This is a genomic window from Rathayibacter sp. AY1D9 (assembly GCF_002932395.1).
Classification (GTDB): Bacteria; Actinomycetota; Actinomycetes; order Actinomycetales; family Microbacteriaceae; genus Rathayibacter.
In genome coordinates, this window is the sequence record NZ_PSVQ01000031.1 from 13,143 (window position 1) to 29,536 (window position 16,394).

Below are 16,394 nucleotides of genomic sequence, written 5' to 3' on the forward strand. Positions count from 1 at the left end.
GGCGGAGGTCGCCTGGTGTTGCCCCGGCCGACCGCTGCTCAGCCCCGGCCGCGCTCGCGGACCGCGTCGCGGAGGATGGCGCGGACGCCCGCCCACATGTGCCGCGCGTTCAGCTCGGCCAGCACCCGCTCCCGGCCCGCGCGGGCGACCTCGGCCCGCTTCCCGTCGTCGCTCAGCACCGCCTCCAGCACCGCCGCGATCCCCGCCGGGTCGTGCAGGGGCAGCGAGAAGGACGTCTCGCCGTCGTGGACGTAGCCGGTCATCGCGGCGCTCGCGGTGACCGCCGTGCAGGTCCCGCAGCCGGAGGCCTCCAGCAGGACGCTCTGGCCCGTCGGGTAGGCGAGGTCGTGGCTGGTGACGACGACGAGCTCGGCGTCGCGCAGGTTGTCGCGGTGCCGACCGACCGGGACGGGATCGTGCAGGACGACGTTGGCCGGCAGCGCCCGGGACGGCCGCCGCGCAGGAGTGGTCACGATGTCGAACCGCCGGTGCGGCAGGCGCTCGGCGGCGGCGACCAGCGAATCGAAGTCGCGCCCGCGGTCGACCCCGACGGCGAGCACCTCGAACCGCTTCGGACGCGGCGGAACGGGCCGGTAGTAGTCGGAGTCGACCCCGAAGAGCACCGGTGCGATCCGCCGCTCGTCGACGCCGTGGCGGGCGAAGACCTCGCGCTGGTTCTCGCTGAGCACGACGAGCCGGTCGACCCCCTGAAGCAGCCGGACCACCTGTCGGCGCCGCTGCGGCGAGCCGGTGAGCAGCTCCTCCGCCCACCAGCAGGAGAGGACCACGAGCGGCGTGCGGCCGTACGGCCCGAGCCGCGCGCGCCGGAGCAGCGCGGGGAGGCCCGCCTCCGGCTCGAGCACGCAGAGCACCGTGTCGGCCGAGCGGACCGCCCGGAGCGCGCGCAGCTGCGTGTCCACGTTCAGCCCCGTGCGGTGCTCCACGACGTCGCGCAGCTTCACGTGCGCGGGCCGAGACGCGTGACCGGGGACGAGGAGCCGCGTCGAGTCGTCCCGGAGGAGGTCGGCCCGGTACGGCAGCCTCCCGCGGGCGAAGGGCTCGCCCGGAGCCAGGCGCAGTGTCGGGTGCTTGAGGAACAGTCCGAGCACTCTGAGGACTTCCGGTTCGCGGGTCATCGTCGTCCTTTCCGGAGGGAGGAGGAGAGGCTCGCCGCGGCATTCCCCGGAAAGCGGATCGGTCTCCTGGCGGGAGGATCAGGAATCATCGGAGAGGGCCATCCGCGCCAGAAGTCCGTCGATAGCCGACTTCCCGGAGGACGGCGAGTAGGAATCGTTCCAGCGGGCACGATCCCTCTCCCGCGACTCCGATAGTCCTCTCTTCTTCCGGGCTCTGATCAGCTCGGCCAGAGCCCGCGGATCCCCGGCTCGGAACGTGGCGTCGATCGACGGGCCGACGACCTCGGGGAGCGCACCGGCATCGCTCACCACCACGGGGACGCCGGCCGACATCGCCTCCGTCACGACCAGGCCGAACGACTCCGGCTGCACCGACGGCACCACCAGGAGGTCGATCCGCGCGAAGAGGTCGCCGGGCTCGATCCACCCCGGCCGGTCCACCAGAGCGGCGACCGGAGCGAGGGCCGCCTCCACCTCGCGACGCTCCCGCTCCGCCACGAACCGGGGCTCGCCCGCCAGCACCAGGCGATACGCGCCCGGTTCCCCGGCCTCCAGCAGCGCCAGCGCCTCGGTGAGGACCCGCACCCCCTTCGCGAGCGAGGGACGCCCGAGGAAGCCGAGGACGGTCGTCCCGTCCTCCCGCGGCCGCGCCTCCGGCAGGTCGACGCGGCGGCTCCAGTTCGGCAGCACGGTCGACCCGGGGACGACCCCCGCCAGGTAGCGGGAGGGGACGAGGGTCGCCAGCGCGCCGCGGCGGGCCACGGGCGCGAGCAGCCGCTGCAGGCCGGACGGGCGCTGGTGCAGATGCACGATCCGCCGCGGACGCCCTGCGGTCGCGACGGCCGGCACCAGCCCGTTGCACCACAGCACGCCCTCGCGGGAGGAGGCGTCCCAGCGCCGCAGCGCGCGCATCCAGGCGGGTCTGCCCGTGGCCTCGAGCTCGACGACCCGGTGGCCGGCGGCGAGGGCGGCGGCGACGAGCGCACGCGGCTCCGAGGGGCCGACGACCACGACAGGGATCTCGAGCGCCTCGAGCGCCTCCGCGATGCTCAGCAGCATCACCTCGCCGCCGCCGATGTCGCCGTTGTTGGTCGCGAGCGCCACCGGAGGCCGCCCGGCGCCGCCCGCTCCCCCGTGGATCATCCGCCGCCCCGCCCGCCTCCGTGCGGCGCCCCCGCGGCCCGCGGGCCCATCCTCACCGAGACGAGCGCTCCGCTCCACCGCCCCCGGCCGGGCTCCGCGGGCCGCAGGAGCGCTGGAATACTGACCGGATGGAGCTCGTGGGCGTTCTCTGGGCCGACGAGGCCGTGCCGCTCGTGTCGGCGTTCGTCCACCGGCGGGCCGACGCGGCGGGCCTGCGCGCACTCGTGCTCAAGGGACCGACCGCCGCCGCCGACCGGCTCCGGCCGCCCCGCGCCTCCGGCGACGTCGACCTGCTGGTCGCCCCCGACGACCTGCCCGGGATCCTGGCCCTCCTGGCCGCCGACGGCTGGACCGAGCGGCCCTGGCCGGACGGACCGACGCTCGCGGCCAAGCACTCGCGCTCCTACCGGCACGCCGCGTGGCCGGTCGACATCGACGTGCACTGGCGGTGGCCGGGATTCCTCGTGCCGCCGCGCGACGCCTTCGAGGCGCTGTGGAGCCGGCACCGGATCGTGGAGCTGGCCGGCCGTCCGGTCGCGACCGCCAGCGTCGCCGACTCGGCGCTCGTGCTGGCGCTGCACGCGCTCCGCGACGCCTGGCAGATCACCGACCCGCGCCTCACGCGGCCCTCCGACTACGACCTGCTCGTCGAGGCGGTGGCCGCCCGCGCGGAGCTGCACGCTCCGCTCCGGGCGGCTGCGGAGGAGCTCGGCGCCGTCCAGACCGCGCAGCCCTTCCTCGACGCGCTCGGCATCCGCGCGCGCGCCGGGGAGGTGCCCGCGGCCGAGCTGCGGGCGTGGCGGATCAACGCGAGCTCGCCCCACGCCTCCGCGGGGTGGGTGCAGGCCGTGCGCGCGGCCGGCTGGCGGCAGCGGCCGCTGCTCCTCGCCCGCGCCGTCTTCCCCGCTCCCCACGCCCTGCGCGCCGCCGACCCCGCCATCGGCCCGCGCCGGATCGACGTGGCGGCCGGCTGGTGGCGGCGGCTGCGACGCGGCGCCCGCACGGCTCCGCTCGCGTGGGACCACCTCCGACGAACGGACAGGACCTGACATGACCCGCCGGCTGATCCGCGCCCCCTTCGGTCTCGGCGTGCGCTTCACCTTCGACGACTCCGTCCCCGACCGCTTCGTGGCGGAGGTGGAGGAGTCGTGGAACGACGTGGACGACGACGCCGATCGCCCGGGCTCCGAGTACCGGGTGTCGCTGACCGAGCCGGTCGGGGAGCCCGGAGTGATCGCGCAGCCGACCGAGGACGCCCTCGCCGAGCACATCGGCGCCGCGCTCACCCTCGCGGCGGCCGACGCCTGCGAGGGCCGGCTGCTCAGCGTGCACGCCGCCGCGGTCGCCCTGCCCGACGGCCGCGTCGTCGCGTTCGCCGGCCGGCCCGGTGCCGGGAAGTCGACGCTCGTGAGCCTCGCCGCGCGCCGGTACGGGTACGTGACCGACGAGACGCTCGCCGTCCGCCGCGACGGGCGGGTGCTGCCGTTCCGGAAGCCCGTCGCCCTCCTCGACGGCGGCGACTGGAAGCGGCACCGCTCCCCCGCCGCGATGGGCCTGCAGCCGCTGCCGGACGCTCCGCTGCGCCTGACCGCCCTGCTCCTGATCGCCCGCGACCCGTCCGGCCCGGCAGAGCCCCGGCTCGAGCCGATCGCCTTCGACGAGGCGCTCTCGGTGCTGCTGCCCGAGCTGAGCCACTTCGCACGGCTGCCCGCGGCGCTGCACCACCTCGCGGGGCTGCTCGACTCCGTCGGCGGGGCCCGGGTGCTCCACTACCGCGAGGCGGAGACGGTGCTGCCGCTCCTGGAGCGCCTCGGGGAGGCGTCGCCGGTCGTCGCCGACGCGCCCGAGGCCGATGCGGCGGCGCCCGGCCCGGGTCTGCTCGCGCGCGCCGCCGGCGTCGAGTGGGTCGAGCGCGACGGAGTGGTCAGCTGCCTCCTCGACGAGCGGGTCGAGACGCTCACCGGGATCGGCCCGGTGCTGTGGCGTGCTCTCGGGACGCCCGCGACGGTCGACGCGCTGACCGGGGCCGTCGTCGCCGAGCACGGCGCCCCGCCCGCGGGCGACCCCCGGGCGCACGTCGAGGCCGTGCTCGACGCGATGGTCGAGCACGGCCTCGTGGTCCGCGGCGCCTGACGGCGCCGAGCGCGGCTAGCCCGTGCGGACGTTCGGCCCGACGGAGCCGCGGGCGATGAACAGGTCGAGCAGGTTCACGAGCCCCACCGCGCGGATGTAGAGCGCCGCGACGTCGTAGCGGCCGACGGGGAGCGCCTCGAGGGCGGCGGGCCCGGTCGGGTTGGTCGAGCGGTTCTGCGCGTTGACGTCGATCTGGATGACGTCCCGCAGGGCGGCGAAAACCGGGGTGATCGCGGTGGTGACAACGGCTCCGACAAGAGCAGGCAGGGCCGCGAGCAGCGGGTTCAGCACGTTCAGGACCAGGGTCAAGACGCTGGCGAGCACGCCAGCGCCGTTCAGCGGGATCCCGAGGATCCTGATGTTCTCGCGCAGCCGCTGTGTGAGCACGGTGACCAGCGACGTCGTGAAGGCGGTCAGGGCCGCCGCCGGAACGCCGAGTCCGCTGTCCACGAGGAGCGTCGAGTTCGGCGGGAGGTTGTTGAGGAAGGCGGAGTAGGAGCCGAACTGCGTGTTCCCGGGCTGCCCGGGAGCCGGCCCGAGGAGGGAGGCGAGATCGATGGTCAGTGTCGCCGGAGTCGTCCCGAGGCTCGCCTGGATCGGCTGACCTCCACCCGGCAGGTTCCCCGCGAGGATGGCGGCGGTGTCGACGGTGACAAGACCGATATTGCCGATCGTCGTCAGGGCGGTCGTCACTTGAGTGACGAGAGCTGTCAGCGCCGTCGACGTGAGCACCAGGTTCAGCCTGGTGATCTGGTAGTCGCGCTGCAGGTTGTCCGACCCGGGCACGCAGGCCGACTGAAGAGCTGCGCGTCCGGTGACGGCGCCGATCTGCAGAGTGAGCCCGGCAACGTTGGTCAGGAGGTCAGACAGACCAGGCCCGCCGACGGCGGCGAGGATCGCCTGCAGGTTGACGGTGCCGAAGTCGGGGTAGCTCCCCGACGTCGGGGTCAGCGCCAGCTGGCCGGCATTGGTGATCGCACCGGAGGCTCCGCGGACGGTGCCGGTGGTGCTCGCCTCCGCGTACTGGTTGAGGGTGCCGACGCCGGCGGGAGCCGCCAGCGTGAGGAGGGAGGAGAGCGTGCCGGTCAGCCCGGTCGCGTTCACGGCGATGCCGTTCAGTACCGTGGCGTTGACGCCGCCCGTCACGACGACCGGGTCGGGCGGATTCGGTCCCGACGCCGGCGCAGTCGCCGTCACGCCCGAGACACCGGCGACATTGTCGAGGTTCACGCCGCCGAGGAAGCCGCTGAGGAGGCGTCCGCGGGCGACCGCCTGGAAGACCGTGCCCACCGGGAAGCAGCTGATCGAGACGGCGGAGGCGGACTGCGCCAGCATCACCGCGGGCACCGACCAGACCGCTCCGGCCACGACCGTCCGCCGTGCGAAGACGCCCGCGGAATTCGCGCTCTTCTTCTCGCTCTTATCGCTGATATCGCTGGATGCGAGCGGATTAGACTCCGACATTGGCGGCCCTCCGGTGCTGTCGCTCGACGTACACCCCTTGGCGCGTCGGCGGCAAACATAGCGAGAGAGGCGTCGCGATAAGAGGCGCTGGCGGATTTCTACTCGCAGTGGCGGCGATCAGCGGAGAGGACGCGGAGAAGATGGCAGAGGACCCCCGGCTCCTTCTCTGGCGGCGCCGCCCGGACACGGCCTCCGTCGATCTGAACGGGCGCGTCCTGGTGCTCCCGCTGGACGTCTCCCCGATGGGCAGCCCCTACGCGCTGCGCGAGAGCGTGGCCGCGATTTGGCGGGCGCTCGACGACGAGCCGCAGGACTTCTCCGGCCTGGCCGACCGGCTCGCCCGCCTTCACTCCACCGATCCCGGCGCCATCGCCGACGACCTGGCGCGCGTGCTGAGCGGGCTGGAGGAACTGCTCCTGGTCGAGAGCAGCCCGCGCGGCGAGGAGCCACGATGAGCGTCGCGAGCGTCGTCGTCCCCAGCTACGCGGGTGCGGCGCGCCTGCCCCGCCTCCTCGCCGCCCTCGCGGCTCAGACCCACCGCGACCTCGACGTGGTCGTGGTCCTCGACGGCGTCGTCGATGCCAGCGAGCGCGCCCTCGACGCCTCCCCCGTGCCCGTGCGCCGCGTCGTGCTCCCCGAGAACCGGGGGCGCTCCGCCGCGCTCACCGCCGGCTTCGACGCCGCGCGGGGCGACGTGCTGATCCGCTGCGACGACGACCTCGAGCCCGGCCCGGGCTGGGCCGCCGCGCACGTCGGGGCCCACCGGGACGCGGTCGTCGGCGTCGTCGGCCTCTGCCCCGACGTCGACCCGGGCACCGCCTACTCGCGCGCCTACGGCCGACCCGCCGGCGAGCGCTTCCGCCGCGGCGCCTACGCGGCGGGTTCCGACGCCTCCTGGCGCTACTGGGGCGGCAACGTCTCGGTGACGCGGGCGACGTACGACCGGGTCGGCGGCTACAGCACCGACTACCGCGAGTACGGCTGGGAGGATGTCGACTGGGGCTACCGGCTGCACCGCCTGGGAGTGCCGGTGCGGATCGAGCCCGGCGCCGAGGCCCTGCACCACGGCGCCTCCGTCTCGGCGGCGGTCCGCAGCCGGCGCGCGTTCCTCTCGGGGGCGGCCCGCCGCACCTTCGAGCGGCTGCACCCCGAGCAGGTGCGGGAGGCGGTGCCCGCGGCCGGCGCGTGGGACGCGGCCGTGCGCCTCCTGGCCCGCGGCGGGAGCGAGCGGCGGACGGCACTGGTCGCGGGAGTCGCGGACGCCGCGCTCGGAGTGGTGCCCCGCCCGGTCGGCGAGAAGCTGGTCGCGCTCGCCGTCGAGTCCGCGGCGATCGCGGGCTACGACCGCGGCAGAGGGCGTCCCGCGCACGGGTGACGGCGGCGCGGATCGACGGACCCGCGGGCCCGGCAGCGGCGCCGACGCCGCGCGAGAGCCGATCTAGGCTCCCCCGCATGCGAGTCCTTCTGGTGGGCGGAGCGGGCTACATCGGGAGCCACACCGCCGTCGCGCTCCTCGAGAGCGGCCACGAGGCGCTGGTCGTGGACGACCTCTCGCACGCGAGCGAGCGGACCCTCGACGCGGTGGAGGAGCTGACCGGCTCGGTGGTCCCCCGCCTGATCGCCGATGCGCGCGACACGGCCGCGCTGACCCGCTTCCTCGCCGCCCACGGACCGGTCGACGCCCTGGTCCTGCTCGCCGGGCTCAAGTCGGTCGGCGACTCGGTGCGGCGGCCCCTCGAGTACTGGACGGTCAACGTCGGGCTCGCCACCGCGGCGTTCTCGGTCGCGGCGGAATCGGGGATCCGCACCGTCGTGTTCTCGAGCTCGGCGGCCGTCTACAGCCCGGGCGGCGTGATGCCGGTCGGGGAGGACTCCCCCGCCGGGCTGAGCGCGGCGAGCCCCTACGGCGCGACCAAGCGCGTCATCGAGGAGATCCTCGGCGACGCCGCGCGCGCCGATCCCCTCCTGCGCGCGGTCAGCCTCCGCTACTTCAATCCCATCGGCGCGCACCCGTCGGGGCGCATCGGCGAGGATCCGGCCACGGCGCCGGGGAGCCTCCTGCCCGTGCTGACGCGGGCCGCGGGCGACCCCTCCCGGTGCGTCGACGTCCTCGGCGACGACTACCCGACCCCCGACGGCACGGGGCTGCGCGACTACATCCACGTCTGCGATCTCGCGGCCGGGCACGTCGCGGCGCTCGAGCGCGCGCGGCCCGGGCACCGGGTCTACAACCTCGGCACGGGCTCGCCGACGAGCGTCCTCGAGCTGATCGACGAGGTCGAGCGCGCGAGCGGGGAGACGGTCCGGTGGCGGGCCGTGGGGCGCCGGCCGGGCGACCTCGCGGCGAGCTGGGCCGACCCGGCACGCGCCGAGCGGGAGCTGGGCTGGCGGGCGGTGCGCACCGTCCGCGAGGGCGTCCGCGACCAGTGGCGGTGGCAGACCCTGCAGCGCATCGGCGTCTCCTGATCCTTCGGGCACGGCGTCACTGAAAGAGTGATTTCTTCTTCTCCGCGACTCTCCTCCATCGTTGTGATCTCCGAGGGAATAGCGCCTCCGCGACGCACTCCAGACGATCCTCGCCATTCCACTCGCGGCTTATCCGGATCATCGGACTCTCCTTTCCCCGTCGTTCTGCGACGACTCGTACTCGCCTTTCGATTCCTTCTCCACGAGCCGGTTAGCTTCTACTGCACTGCTGATCGGTCACCGACGACGGATAAGCATTCGGAGCCGCTCCCGTCTCCGGATGGCCGCCCGATCCTCACCGCACGCCCGGGGGAAGGGGCCCATCATCACTGCCGTCATCGACGCGACCACCCGTTCCCGATCCGTCCCGCCGGTCGGTCCCGGCCTGATCGTGCACGAGTGGGTCGAGCGTCGCGGAGGCGCCGAGCGCGTGCTCGAGGCGATGACCGAGGCCTTCGCCGACGCCGACGTCCGCGTCCTCTGGAGCGACTGCGCCGAGGTCGTCGGCAGGCCCGTCTCGGAGTCCTGGCTGGCGCGCACGCCGCTGCGCCGCCACAAGGTCCTCGCCCTGCCGGCGATGCTGCCCACGTGGCGGCTCCCGGTCGGCGCCTCCCGCGAGTGGGTGCTGGTCAGCTCGCACCTCTTCGCCCACCACGTCCGCACCAGCGGACCGACCCGCAAGCTCGTCTACGCGCACACCCCGGCCCGCTACATCTGGGAGCCCGACCGCGACGGCCGCGGCAGCAGCCTCGCCGCCCGCACCGCGAGCCTGCTCCTCAAGCCGATCGACCGCCTCCGCGCCGCCGAGGCCTCCTCCATCGCCGTGAACAGCCTCTTCACCGGGCAGCGGGTGCGCGACGCGTGGCACCAGCCGTCGCGGGTCATCTACCCGCCGGTGAACACCGAGCTGCTCTCGACGATCACCGACTGGCGCTCCCCGCTCGACGACGACGAGCTGCGCCTCCTCGACTCGCTCGCCCGGCCGTTCATCCTGGGCGCCTCGCGGTTCGTCCCCTACAAGCGCCTCGAGAAGGTCATGGACGCCGGAGCCCGCACCGGGCTCCCGGTCGTCATCGCCGGGCACGGCCCCTGGGAGGCGCGGCTCCGCGCCTACGCCGAGGAGATCCGGGCCGACGTGACCTTCGTCATCTCGCCCTCCGACCAGCTGATCCGCGCGCTCTACGCGCAGGCGCTCGTGTACGTCTTCCCCGCCGTCGAGGACTTCGGGATCATGCCCGTCGAGGCGATGGCCTGCGGGACGCCGGTCATCGGGACCGACATCGGCGGAGTGCGCGAGAGCGTGTCCCTCGCCGGCGGGGGCGTCATCGCCGACCTCGAGGGCGATCCCGACTGGAGCGACCTGCTGCGGCGTGCGCTCGCGCTCGACGTCGACGCCTTCCGGGCTCGCACCCGGGTCTTCTCGCGCCGGCGCTTCATCGCCGAGATCCAGGACTGGGTCGCCGAGCAGACCGCCTGACGACGGCGCTCCCCGCCGCGGGAGGCCGTCCGTGCGCGCGTCACCGTGCGTGCGGACGACCCTCCCGCGGAGGGATCAGAACAGGCCGCGCGGGGGCTCGATCGAGGCGAGGACGCCGGGAGCGGCGATCACGCTGAGGCGGCCGACCTCCTCCGGGGTCAGCTCGGGCAGGCGCTGCGCGAGGTCGAGGAAGCGCTCGATCTCGGACTCCTCGAGCACGTCGGCGGCGAGCGTGCGGAACTTCGACACGTACTGCTCGCGGCTGAACGGATGCGCGCCCAGCGGATGCGCGTCCGCCACCGCGATCTCGTCGACGATCGTCGTGCCGTCCGTCATCAGGATCTCGACGCGCGCGCCGAACGCCTTCTCGCCCGGATCGGTGGAGTGGTAGCGGCGCGTCCACTCCGCGTCCTCCTGCGTCGTGACCCGGTGCCAGAGCGCGATGGTGTCGGCGCGGGCGGCCCGCTCGGGGGCGTAGCTGTGCACGTGGTGCCAGGCGCCGTCCTGCAGCGCCACCGTGAAGATGTACGGCACGGAGTGGTCCAGCGTCTCGCGGGACGCGGCCGGGTCGTACTTCTGCGGGTCGTTCGCGCCCGAGCCGATCACGAAGTGCGTGTGGTGCGAGGTGTGCAGGACGATCCGCTCGACGCGCTCGGGGTCGGCGGCCTCGGGGTGCGTCCGGTGCAGGCGGCGGGCGAGGTCGATCAGCGCCTGCGCCTGGTACTCGGCCGAGTGCTCCTTCGTGTACGTGTCGAGGATCGCGCGCTTGGCCTCGCCGCGGTCGGGCAGCGGGACGTCGTAGCTCGCGTCGGCGCCGTCGAGCATCCAGGCGATGACGCCGTCCTCGCCCTCGTAGATCGGCGACGGGCTGGTCTCGCCGCGCATCGCCCGGTCGACCGCCTCGATCGCCATCTTCCCCGCGAAGGCCGGCGCGTACGCCTTCCAGCTCGAGATCTCGCCCTTGCGCGACTGCCGCGTGGCGGTCGTCGTGTGCAGGGCCTGCGCGACGGCCTGCTCGATCGTCGCGACGTCGAGGCCGAGCAGCGTGCCGATCCCGGCGGCGGCCGAGGGGCCGAGGTGCGCGACGTGGTCGATCTTGTGCCGGTGCAGGCTGATCGCGCGCACCAGGTCGACCTGGACCTCGTATCCGGTGACGATGCCGCGGACGAGCTGCGCCCCGCCGATGCCCGCGTGCTGGGCGACGGCGATCAGCGGAGGGATGTTGTCGCCCGGGTGCGAGTACTCGGCCGCCAGGAACGTGTCGTGGTAGTCGAGCTCGCGCACGGCGACTCCGTTGGCCCAGGCCGCCCACTCGGGCGAGACCCGGCGGGCCGGGTCGACGCCGAGGACGACCGAGCCCTGGCCGCCGATGGAGGCGGGGTGCGCGAGAGCCTGCGCGCGGGCGGCGACGACCGGGCGGCGCAGGAGCGACGCGGTAGCGACGGCGGCGTTGTCGATGACCCGGTTGACCACCATCTCGGCGACCTCGTCGTCGATCTCGACCGGATCGACGGCGACCTCGGCGAGCGCGTGGGCGAGCTGCCCGTGTCGCGGGAGCTCCTCGTCGCTGCGGTGGACGCGGACGTGGTGTTGGTGCACGGGCGGCTCCTTCGTCTCTCCCCCAGGCTATCGCCCGCCTCCGGCCCCGGCCGCGCGGGCAGAATGGGCGGATGTCCTCCCCCACGCGCGTCGCGGCGCTCGACTGCGGCACCAACTCCCTCCGCCTGCTGATCGCCGACGTGGAGGGCGGCCGCCTCCGGGACGTCCAGCGCCGCACCGAGCTCGTGCGGCTGGGCCGCGGGGTCGACCGCACCGGCCGCTTCGACCCGGCCGCGCTCGAGCGGACCCTCGCCGTCACCCGCGAGTACGCGGCCGCCGCGCAGGAGGCCGGCGCCGAGCGCCTCCGCTTCGTCGCCACCTCGGCCACCCGCGACGCCGCCGACCGCGAGGACTTCCTCGCCGCCGTCGAGCGGATCCTCGGCGTCACCCCGGAGACGATCTCCGGCGAGGAGGAGGCGCGGCTCTCCTTCCGCGGCGCGGTCTCGGCCGTCGACTCCGCCCGACCCGTGCTGGTCGTCGACCTCGGCGGCGGCTCGACCGAGCTCGTGCTCGGCGGAGCGGAGCCGGAGCAGGCGCACTCGATGGACGTCGGCAGCGTCCGCCTGACCGAGCGCCACCGCCGGGCCGCCGAACCGACGGAGGGCGAGCGCGCGGCGATGCGGGCGGACGTGGGCGCCGCGCTGGCCGCCTCCTCCGTCGACCTCTCGCAGGCCCGGAGCGTCGTCGGCGTCGCCGCGACCGTGCTCACGATCACCGCGCACGTCCTCCGCACCACCGACCGCGCCGCGCTCGAGACGTCCCTCCCCCTCTCCGACGTCCTCGCCGCCTGCGACGAGCTCGCCGCGCTGTCTCCGGAGGGGACGGCGGCCCTCCCCTGGGTGCGCCCGGGGCGCGAGGACGTGCTGGCGGCCGGCGCGCTGGTCTGGGGCGAGGTCCTCCGCGCGGTCCACGAGGCGTCGCCGGGCGTCGACCGGGTCCGCTCGACCGCGCACGACATCCTCGACGGGATCGCGCTCGGCCTCGCCTGACGCCCGCGCGGGTCAGGCGGTGAGGGCGCTCCCGGAGTCGCGCGGGAGCCGGGCGGCGGCGGCGAGCGGCACGAGGGTCAGCACCGCGAGGGCGAGGAAGGCGACGCGGTACGGGACGAGGCCGGGCCCGATCGCGGTGCCGACGGCGAGCGCCACCGCGCCCACCGCGACTCCGAGGCCGGCCGCGATCTGCTGCGTGGTGGCGTTGAGGGTGTTCGCGCCCGACATCCCCTCCTGCGGGACCTCGGCGAACGTGACGGTGTTGTAGGCCGTGAAGCCCGCCGAGCGGGCCACTCCGCTCAGCACCAGCAGCGCCACCACGAGCGCCACCGGAGTCGCCGGATCGAGGAACGCCATCGCCGCCATGCACGCCGCCCCGACCGCGCTCGCCGCGACCAGCACCCCGCGGAAGCCGAGGCGCCGCAGCAGCGGAGTCGTGGCCGGCTTGATCGCCAGGTTGCCGGCGAAGAGCGCCAGCACCACGGAGCCGGCCTGCACCGGGCTCCAGCCGAACGCGTCCTGGAACAGCAGCGGGAGCAGGAACGGCACCGCGTTCACGGTCGCCCGGTAGAGCGATCCGCTCGCGTTGGCGACCCGGAAGGTGCGGAAGCGGAAGGCGTCGAGCCGCACGAGCGGATGCTCGGCGCGGCGCAGGTGCCGCACGGCGAGCGCCGTCACGACCGCGCCGACGAGCAGCGGCGCCACCGCCCGCCCGTCGAGCTCGGAGCCGGTGAGGAGCCCCGCCGCTCCGACCAGCGCGCCGAGCCCGACCGCGACGAGCACCAGCCCCGTGACGTCGAGCGGGGGCGGCGCGCTCTCGGAGGTGGCGGGGACGATCCGGCGCGCGATCGCGAACGCGACGACCCCGAGGGGCAGGTTGATCAGGAAGATCCAGTGCCAGGAGGCGACGGTGGTGAGCAGCCCGCCGAGGAACGGCGCGATCACGGGGGCGACCAGTCCCGGCCAGACCAGGATCGCGATGGCGTGGATGATCCCCTCCCGCGGAGTCGCCCGCAGCACCGCGAGCCGGCCGACCGGCACCATCAGCGCGCCGCCGACGCCCTGCAGGACGCGGGCGCCGACCAGCAGCGGCAGCGTGGGGCTGAGCGCGCAGAGCAGGGAGGCGAGGGTGAAGACGGCGATCGCGGTGGTGAAGACGCGGCGCACGCCGAAGCGCTCGCTGAGCCAGCCCGAGGCCGGGATGAGGACGGCGACGGTGAGGAGGAACGCGGTGACGGTGATCGAGACCGCGGCGGAGTCGACGCCCAGGTCGGCGGCGATCGCGGGCGCGGCGGTCGTCACGATCGTGGCGTCGAGGTTCTCCATGAAGAAGCAGCCGGCGACGAGCAGCGCGAGGGAGCGGTGGCGGGGGTCCGTGCTGTCCTCCTCGGCTTGGGGCTGTCGGCGGCGAGCGTAGCGCGGCGACGGCGCGGCCGCCGGGCGGGTACCGTCGCAGCATGAGCGCTGCAGCCGAGACCAGGACGATCCAACTCCGACGCTACGAGCTGATGGACGGGGTGATGGACGACTTCCTCGCCTGGTTCCCCGAGCGGATCGTGCCGGCGCGCGAGGCCCACGGCTTCCGGATCGAGTTCGCCTACGCCGACCGCGAGGTGAACGAGTTCGTCTGGGCGGTCAGCACGGCCGGCGACGCCGACGCGTTCGCCGAGGTCGAGCGGGCGTACCTGGCCTCGCCCGAGCGCGACGCCGCCTTCGCGGGCGAGCCGAAGCGCGTCGCGGTGCAGCGCGTGCGGCTGGTCGAGCGGATCGTCTGACCCGGGCGGCGTCCTGCCGGGGCGCCGCCGACTCCGGGCGCCGTCGGGTCCGGGCCCGTCAGCTCCGGGCGCGTCGCACGGCCGCGAGGACGCCGCGGACCACGAGCGTCCCGACCGCGATCGACCCGATCGCTCCGGTCAGGCGCGCCCAGACGTGCTTCGGCCGGTCGATCCCGGCGCGGTCGGCGGGCGAGGGGAGCGAGGCGGGCGCGAGCGTGCGGCCCGCGGCTCCCGCCTCGGCCATGTGGGCGAGGCGGCGCACGGCCTCGCGGTTGCGGATCCAGAGGAACGAGTGCATCAGCGGCTTCGGGATGAGCGTGCCCGGGCCCTTCACGGGCGCCTCGTGCATCCGCACCTTCGCGCCGCGCGCGTGCGGCTCGACCTCGACGCGCACCCGGGCCTCGCCGAGCGGCCAGCCGGCGGCCTGGATGACCATCCGGCGCGGCGGGTCCCACTCGAGAACCGTGGTGCGGTCGTCGATCACGAGCGGCCACAGGCCGAAGGAGTGGTGCAGCTGCGAGCCCACGTGCGGGAAGTCGGCGTCGACCTTCCGCATCCGCGACGCGCCGACGACCCAGCTCGGGAACAGCCAGCCGGAGGCGAGCACCGCGAAGACGGACTCGGGCGGGCAGTGGACGACGCGGGTGGTGCGGGACATCGCGGGCTCCTTCGAGTGGTGGTGGGGCGCGTGGCGGCGCCGTCCCTCAGCCTGGCAGGCCGGGGGCGGCGACGGGCGCAGCGCAACAGCGGCGGCTCAGGCCGGGCGCGCCTCCGGCGACAGGTCGGGCGACTCGCGCACCCCGAACTCGTGCCGCAGCGCGCTGCGGGCGGCGTGCCAGCCGGCCATGCCGTGCACGCCCGGCCCGGGCGGGGTGGACGAGGAGCAGAGGTAGAGCCCCTTCGCGGGCGTCCGCCACGGGTCGGTCGTGGGGACCGGGCGCGAGAGCAGCTGCGCGACGCTCGCGGCGCCGGCGGCGATGTCGCCGCCCAGGTAGTTCGGGTTGTAGGCCTGCATGTCGCGGGCGGTCATCGAGGAGGCGCCGATCACGCGGTCGCGGAACCCGGGGGCGAAGCGCTCGATCTGGGCGGTGATCGCCTCCTGCTGGTCGGCGGGCGAGTACCGGGGGACGTGCGTGTACGCCCAGAGGACGTGCTTGCCCTCGGGCGCCCGGGTCGGATCGGCGATCGAGGGCTGCGCCACCAGCACGTAGGGGCTGCGGCTGTGCCGGCCGCGCTTCACGTCGCGCTCGGCGGCCGCGATCTCGGCGCGGCTGCCGCCCACGTGCAACGTGCCTGCGCCGGCGAGCTCCGGGTTCGTCCACGGCACCGGCCCGTCGAGGGCGAAGTCGACCTTGGCCACGCCGTTGCCGTAGCGGAAGCGCTGGAGGGCCGCGGCGTACGCCGGGGGCAGCCGGTCCCCCGCCATCGCGAGCAGCGCCGTCGGCGTGCCGTCGACGAGCACGGCACGGGCCGGGGGCAGCTCGGAGAGCGAGGTCACCTCGACGCCGGTCTCGATGGTGCCGCCGTGCGCCCGGAGGTCGTCGGCGAGCGCGTCGACGATCGACTGGCTGCCTCCGATCGGCACCGGCCAGCCGCGCGCGTGGGCGTAGGCGCCGAGCGCCAGGGCGGCCGCGGCCGTCGACGGGCTCGGCATCGGGCGGATCGAGTGCGCGGCGACCCCGGAGAACATCGCCGGGGCGACGTCCTCGCGGAAGCGCAGATTCCACACCGGGGTGCCCTGCTCGAGCACCCGCAGTCCGAAGCGGATCAGCACGCTCGGGTCCGTCGGGATCCGCAGCAGCGCGTCGTTGGTGAAGCCCGCGACGCGGTCGGCCCGCTCGGAGAGAGGTCCCATCAGGGCGCGCCACGCCGCTCCGTCGCGCCCCAGCGCCTCGACCGTGCGGTCGAGGTCGCGGTAGGCGATGCCCGCGCGGCCGCCGTCGAGAGGATGCGCGTACGAGATCTCGGGGACGACCAGCTCGATGCGCCGGTCGAGCCCGAAGGCGCGGAAGAAGCCGGACGCGAGCGCCATCGGGTGCACCGCCGAGCAGACGTCGTGGTGGAAGCCGGGCAGCGTCAGCTCCGCCGTGCGCGCGCCGCCGCCGATCGTCTCGTTGCGCTCGAGCACGGTGACCGAGAGCCCGGCCCGCGCGAGCGTGACCGCGGCGGCGAGGCCGTTGGGCCCCGCCCCGATGACGACGGCGTCGACCAC

The 16,394-nt window shown here is 74.9% G+C and carries 15 protein-coding genes; 8 read left to right on the forward strand and 7 right to left on the reverse strand.

All coding sequences use genetic code 11. From position 1 onward, the window contains the following. Nucleotides 1-38 precede the first annotated feature (38 nt). Nucleotides 39-1,136, reverse strand: a complete 1,098-nt coding sequence (locus C5C50_RS12575) for a glycosyltransferase family 4 protein (protein ID WP_104273577.1) — start codon at nt 1,134-1,136, stop codon at nt 39-41. Between the two features lie 78 nt (nt 1,137-1,214). Then, nucleotides 1,215-2,279, reverse strand: coding sequence for a glycosyltransferase family 4 protein (locus tag C5C50_RS12580; protein WP_104273578.1), 1,065 nt, complete (start codon nt 2,277-2,279; stop codon nt 1,215-1,217). A 128-nt stretch (nt 2,280-2,407) separates the two neighbouring features. Here C5C50_RS12580 and C5C50_RS12585 point away from each other — a divergent pair, with 128 nt between their 5' ends. Both C5C50_RS12585 and C5C50_RS12590 read left to right on the forward strand, forming a co-directional pair. Beyond that, nucleotides 2,408-3,328, forward strand: a complete 921-nt coding sequence (locus tag C5C50_RS12585; protein ID WP_104273579.1) for a nucleotidyltransferase family protein — start codon at nt 2,408-2,410, stop codon at nt 3,326-3,328. Nucleotide 3,329: 1 nt separating this feature from the next. Further along, nucleotides 3,330-4,412, forward strand: coding sequence for a PqqD family protein (locus C5C50_RS12590; RefSeq protein ID WP_104273580.1), 1,083 nt, complete (start codon nt 3,330-3,332; stop codon nt 4,410-4,412). Nucleotides 4,413-4,427: 15 nt separating this feature from the next. Here the strand turns inward: C5C50_RS12590 and C5C50_RS12595 are convergent, their stop codons facing one another. Then, a complete protein-coding gene (locus C5C50_RS12595; protein ID WP_146081518.1) occupies nt 4,428-5,876 on the reverse strand; it encodes a choice-of-anchor G family protein in 1,449 nt (482 codons plus the stop codon). A gap of 140 nt (nt 5,877-6,016) precedes the next feature. On the opposite strand from C5C50_RS12595, the gene C5C50_RS12600 reads away from it, so the two are divergent. The 4 genes from C5C50_RS12600 to C5C50_RS12615 all read left to right on the forward strand — a co-directional run bounded on the left by C5C50_RS12600 (nt 6,017) and on the right by C5C50_RS12615 (nt 9,819). Then, nucleotides 6,017-6,331 carry a PqqD family peptide modification chaperone gene (locus C5C50_RS12600; protein WP_146085641.1) on the forward strand — a complete coding sequence of 105 codons (315 nt, stop codon included), beginning with the start codon at nt 6,017-6,019 and terminating at the stop codon, nt 6,329-6,331. Next, entirely contained in the window at nt 6,328-7,251 is a 924-nt protein-coding gene (locus C5C50_RS12605; RefSeq protein WP_104261308.1) for a glycosyltransferase family 2 protein, read from the forward strand. The genes C5C50_RS12600 and C5C50_RS12605 overlap by 4 nt, the downstream gene beginning before the upstream one ends. A gap of 77 nt (nt 7,252-7,328) precedes the next feature. Next, a complete protein-coding gene (galE, locus tag C5C50_RS12610; protein WP_104248008.1) occupies nt 7,329-8,342 on the forward strand; it encodes a UDP-glucose 4-epimerase GalE in 1,014 nt (337 codons plus the stop codon). A gap of 280 nt (nt 8,343-8,622) precedes the next feature. Further along, entirely contained in the window at nt 8,623-9,819 is a 1,197-nt protein-coding gene (locus C5C50_RS12615) for a glycosyltransferase (RefSeq protein WP_104224527.1), read from the forward strand. Nucleotides 9,820-9,894: 75 nt separating this feature from the next. Here the strand turns inward: C5C50_RS12615 and C5C50_RS12620 are convergent, their stop codons facing one another. Further along, complete coding sequence (locus tag C5C50_RS12620) at nt 9,895-11,418, reverse strand: MmgE/PrpD family protein (RefSeq protein ID WP_104248007.1); 1,524 nt, start codon at nt 11,416-11,418, stop codon at nt 9,895-9,897. Nucleotides 11,419-11,489: 71 nt separating this feature from the next. Between C5C50_RS12620 and C5C50_RS12625 the strand changes: the two genes are divergently transcribed. Continuing rightward, nucleotides 11,490-12,407, forward strand: coding sequence for an exopolyphosphatase (locus C5C50_RS12625; protein ID WP_104248006.1), 918 nt, complete (start codon nt 11,490-11,492; stop codon nt 12,405-12,407). Between the two features lie 12 nt (nt 12,408-12,419). Here the strand turns inward: C5C50_RS12625 and C5C50_RS12630 are convergent, their stop codons facing one another. Continuing rightward, nucleotides 12,420-13,733 carry an MFS transporter gene (locus tag C5C50_RS12630; protein ID WP_104273582.1) on the reverse strand — a complete coding sequence of 438 codons (1,314 nt, stop codon included), beginning with the start codon at nt 13,731-13,733 and terminating at the stop codon, nt 12,420-12,422. A gap of 131 nt (nt 13,734-13,864) precedes the next feature. On the opposite strand from C5C50_RS12630, the gene C5C50_RS12635 reads away from it, so the two are divergent. Next, entirely contained in the window at nt 13,865-14,182 is a 318-nt protein-coding gene (locus C5C50_RS12635) for an NIPSNAP family protein (RefSeq protein WP_104273583.1), read from the forward strand. 58 nt (nt 14,183-14,240) lie between these two features. Here the strand turns inward: C5C50_RS12635 and C5C50_RS12640 are convergent, their stop codons facing one another. Together C5C50_RS12640 and C5C50_RS12645 are read right to left on the reverse strand one after the other, a co-directional pair. After that, nucleotides 14,241-14,840, reverse strand: a complete 600-nt coding sequence (locus C5C50_RS12640; RefSeq protein WP_104224532.1) for an SRPBCC domain-containing protein — start codon at nt 14,838-14,840, stop codon at nt 14,241-14,243. A 96-nt stretch (nt 14,841-14,936) separates the two neighbouring features. Next, entirely contained in the window at nt 14,937-16,394 is a 1,458-nt protein-coding gene (locus C5C50_RS12645; protein WP_374953871.1) for a phytoene desaturase family protein, read from the reverse strand.

Bases quoted from the DNA above. Each gene is read 5' to 3' on its own strand.
- C5C50_RS12575 (WP_104273577.1), bottom strand. From the start codon at position 1,136: ATGACCCGCGAACCGGAAGTCCTCAGAGTGCTCGGACTGTTCCTCAAG.
- C5C50_RS12580 (WP_104273578.1), bottom strand. From the start codon at position 2,279: ATGATCCACGGGGGAGCGGGCGGCGCCGGGCGGCCTCCGGTGGCGCTC.
- C5C50_RS12585 (WP_104273579.1), top strand. From the start codon at position 2,408: ATGGAGCTCGTGGGCGTTCTCTGGGCCGACGAGGCCGTGCCGCTCGTG.
- C5C50_RS12590 (WP_104273580.1), top strand. From the start codon at position 3,330: ATGACCCGCCGGCTGATCCGCGCCCCCTTCGGTCTCGGCGTGCGCTTC.
- C5C50_RS12595 (WP_146081518.1), bottom strand. From the start codon at position 5,876: ATGTCGGAGTCTAATCCGCTCGCATCCAGCGATATCAGCGATAAGAGC.
- C5C50_RS12600 (WP_146085641.1), top strand. From the start codon at position 6,017: ATGGCAGAGGACCCCCGGCTCCTTCTCTGGCGGCGCCGCCCGGACACG.
- C5C50_RS12605 (WP_104261308.1), top strand. From the start codon at position 6,328: ATGAGCGTCGCGAGCGTCGTCGTCCCCAGCTACGCGGGTGCGGCGCGC.
- galE (WP_104248008.1), top strand. From the start codon at position 7,329: ATGCGAGTCCTTCTGGTGGGCGGAGCGGGCTACATCGGGAGCCACACC.
- C5C50_RS12615 (WP_104224527.1), top strand. From the start codon at position 8,623: ATGGCCGCCCGATCCTCACCGCACGCCCGGGGGAAGGGGCCCATCATC.
- C5C50_RS12625 (WP_104248006.1), top strand. From the start codon at position 11,490: ATGTCCTCCCCCACGCGCGTCGCGGCGCTCGACTGCGGCACCAACTCC.
- C5C50_RS12630 (WP_104273582.1), bottom strand. From the start codon at position 13,733: ATGGAGAACCTCGACGCCACGATCGTGACGACCGCCGCGCCCGCGATC.
- C5C50_RS12635 (WP_104273583.1), top strand. From the start codon at position 13,865: ATGAGCGCTGCAGCCGAGACCAGGACGATCCAACTCCGACGCTACGAG.
- C5C50_RS12640 (WP_104224532.1), bottom strand. From the start codon at position 14,840: ATGTCCCGCACCACCCGCGTCGTCCACTGCCCGCCCGAGTCCGTCTTC.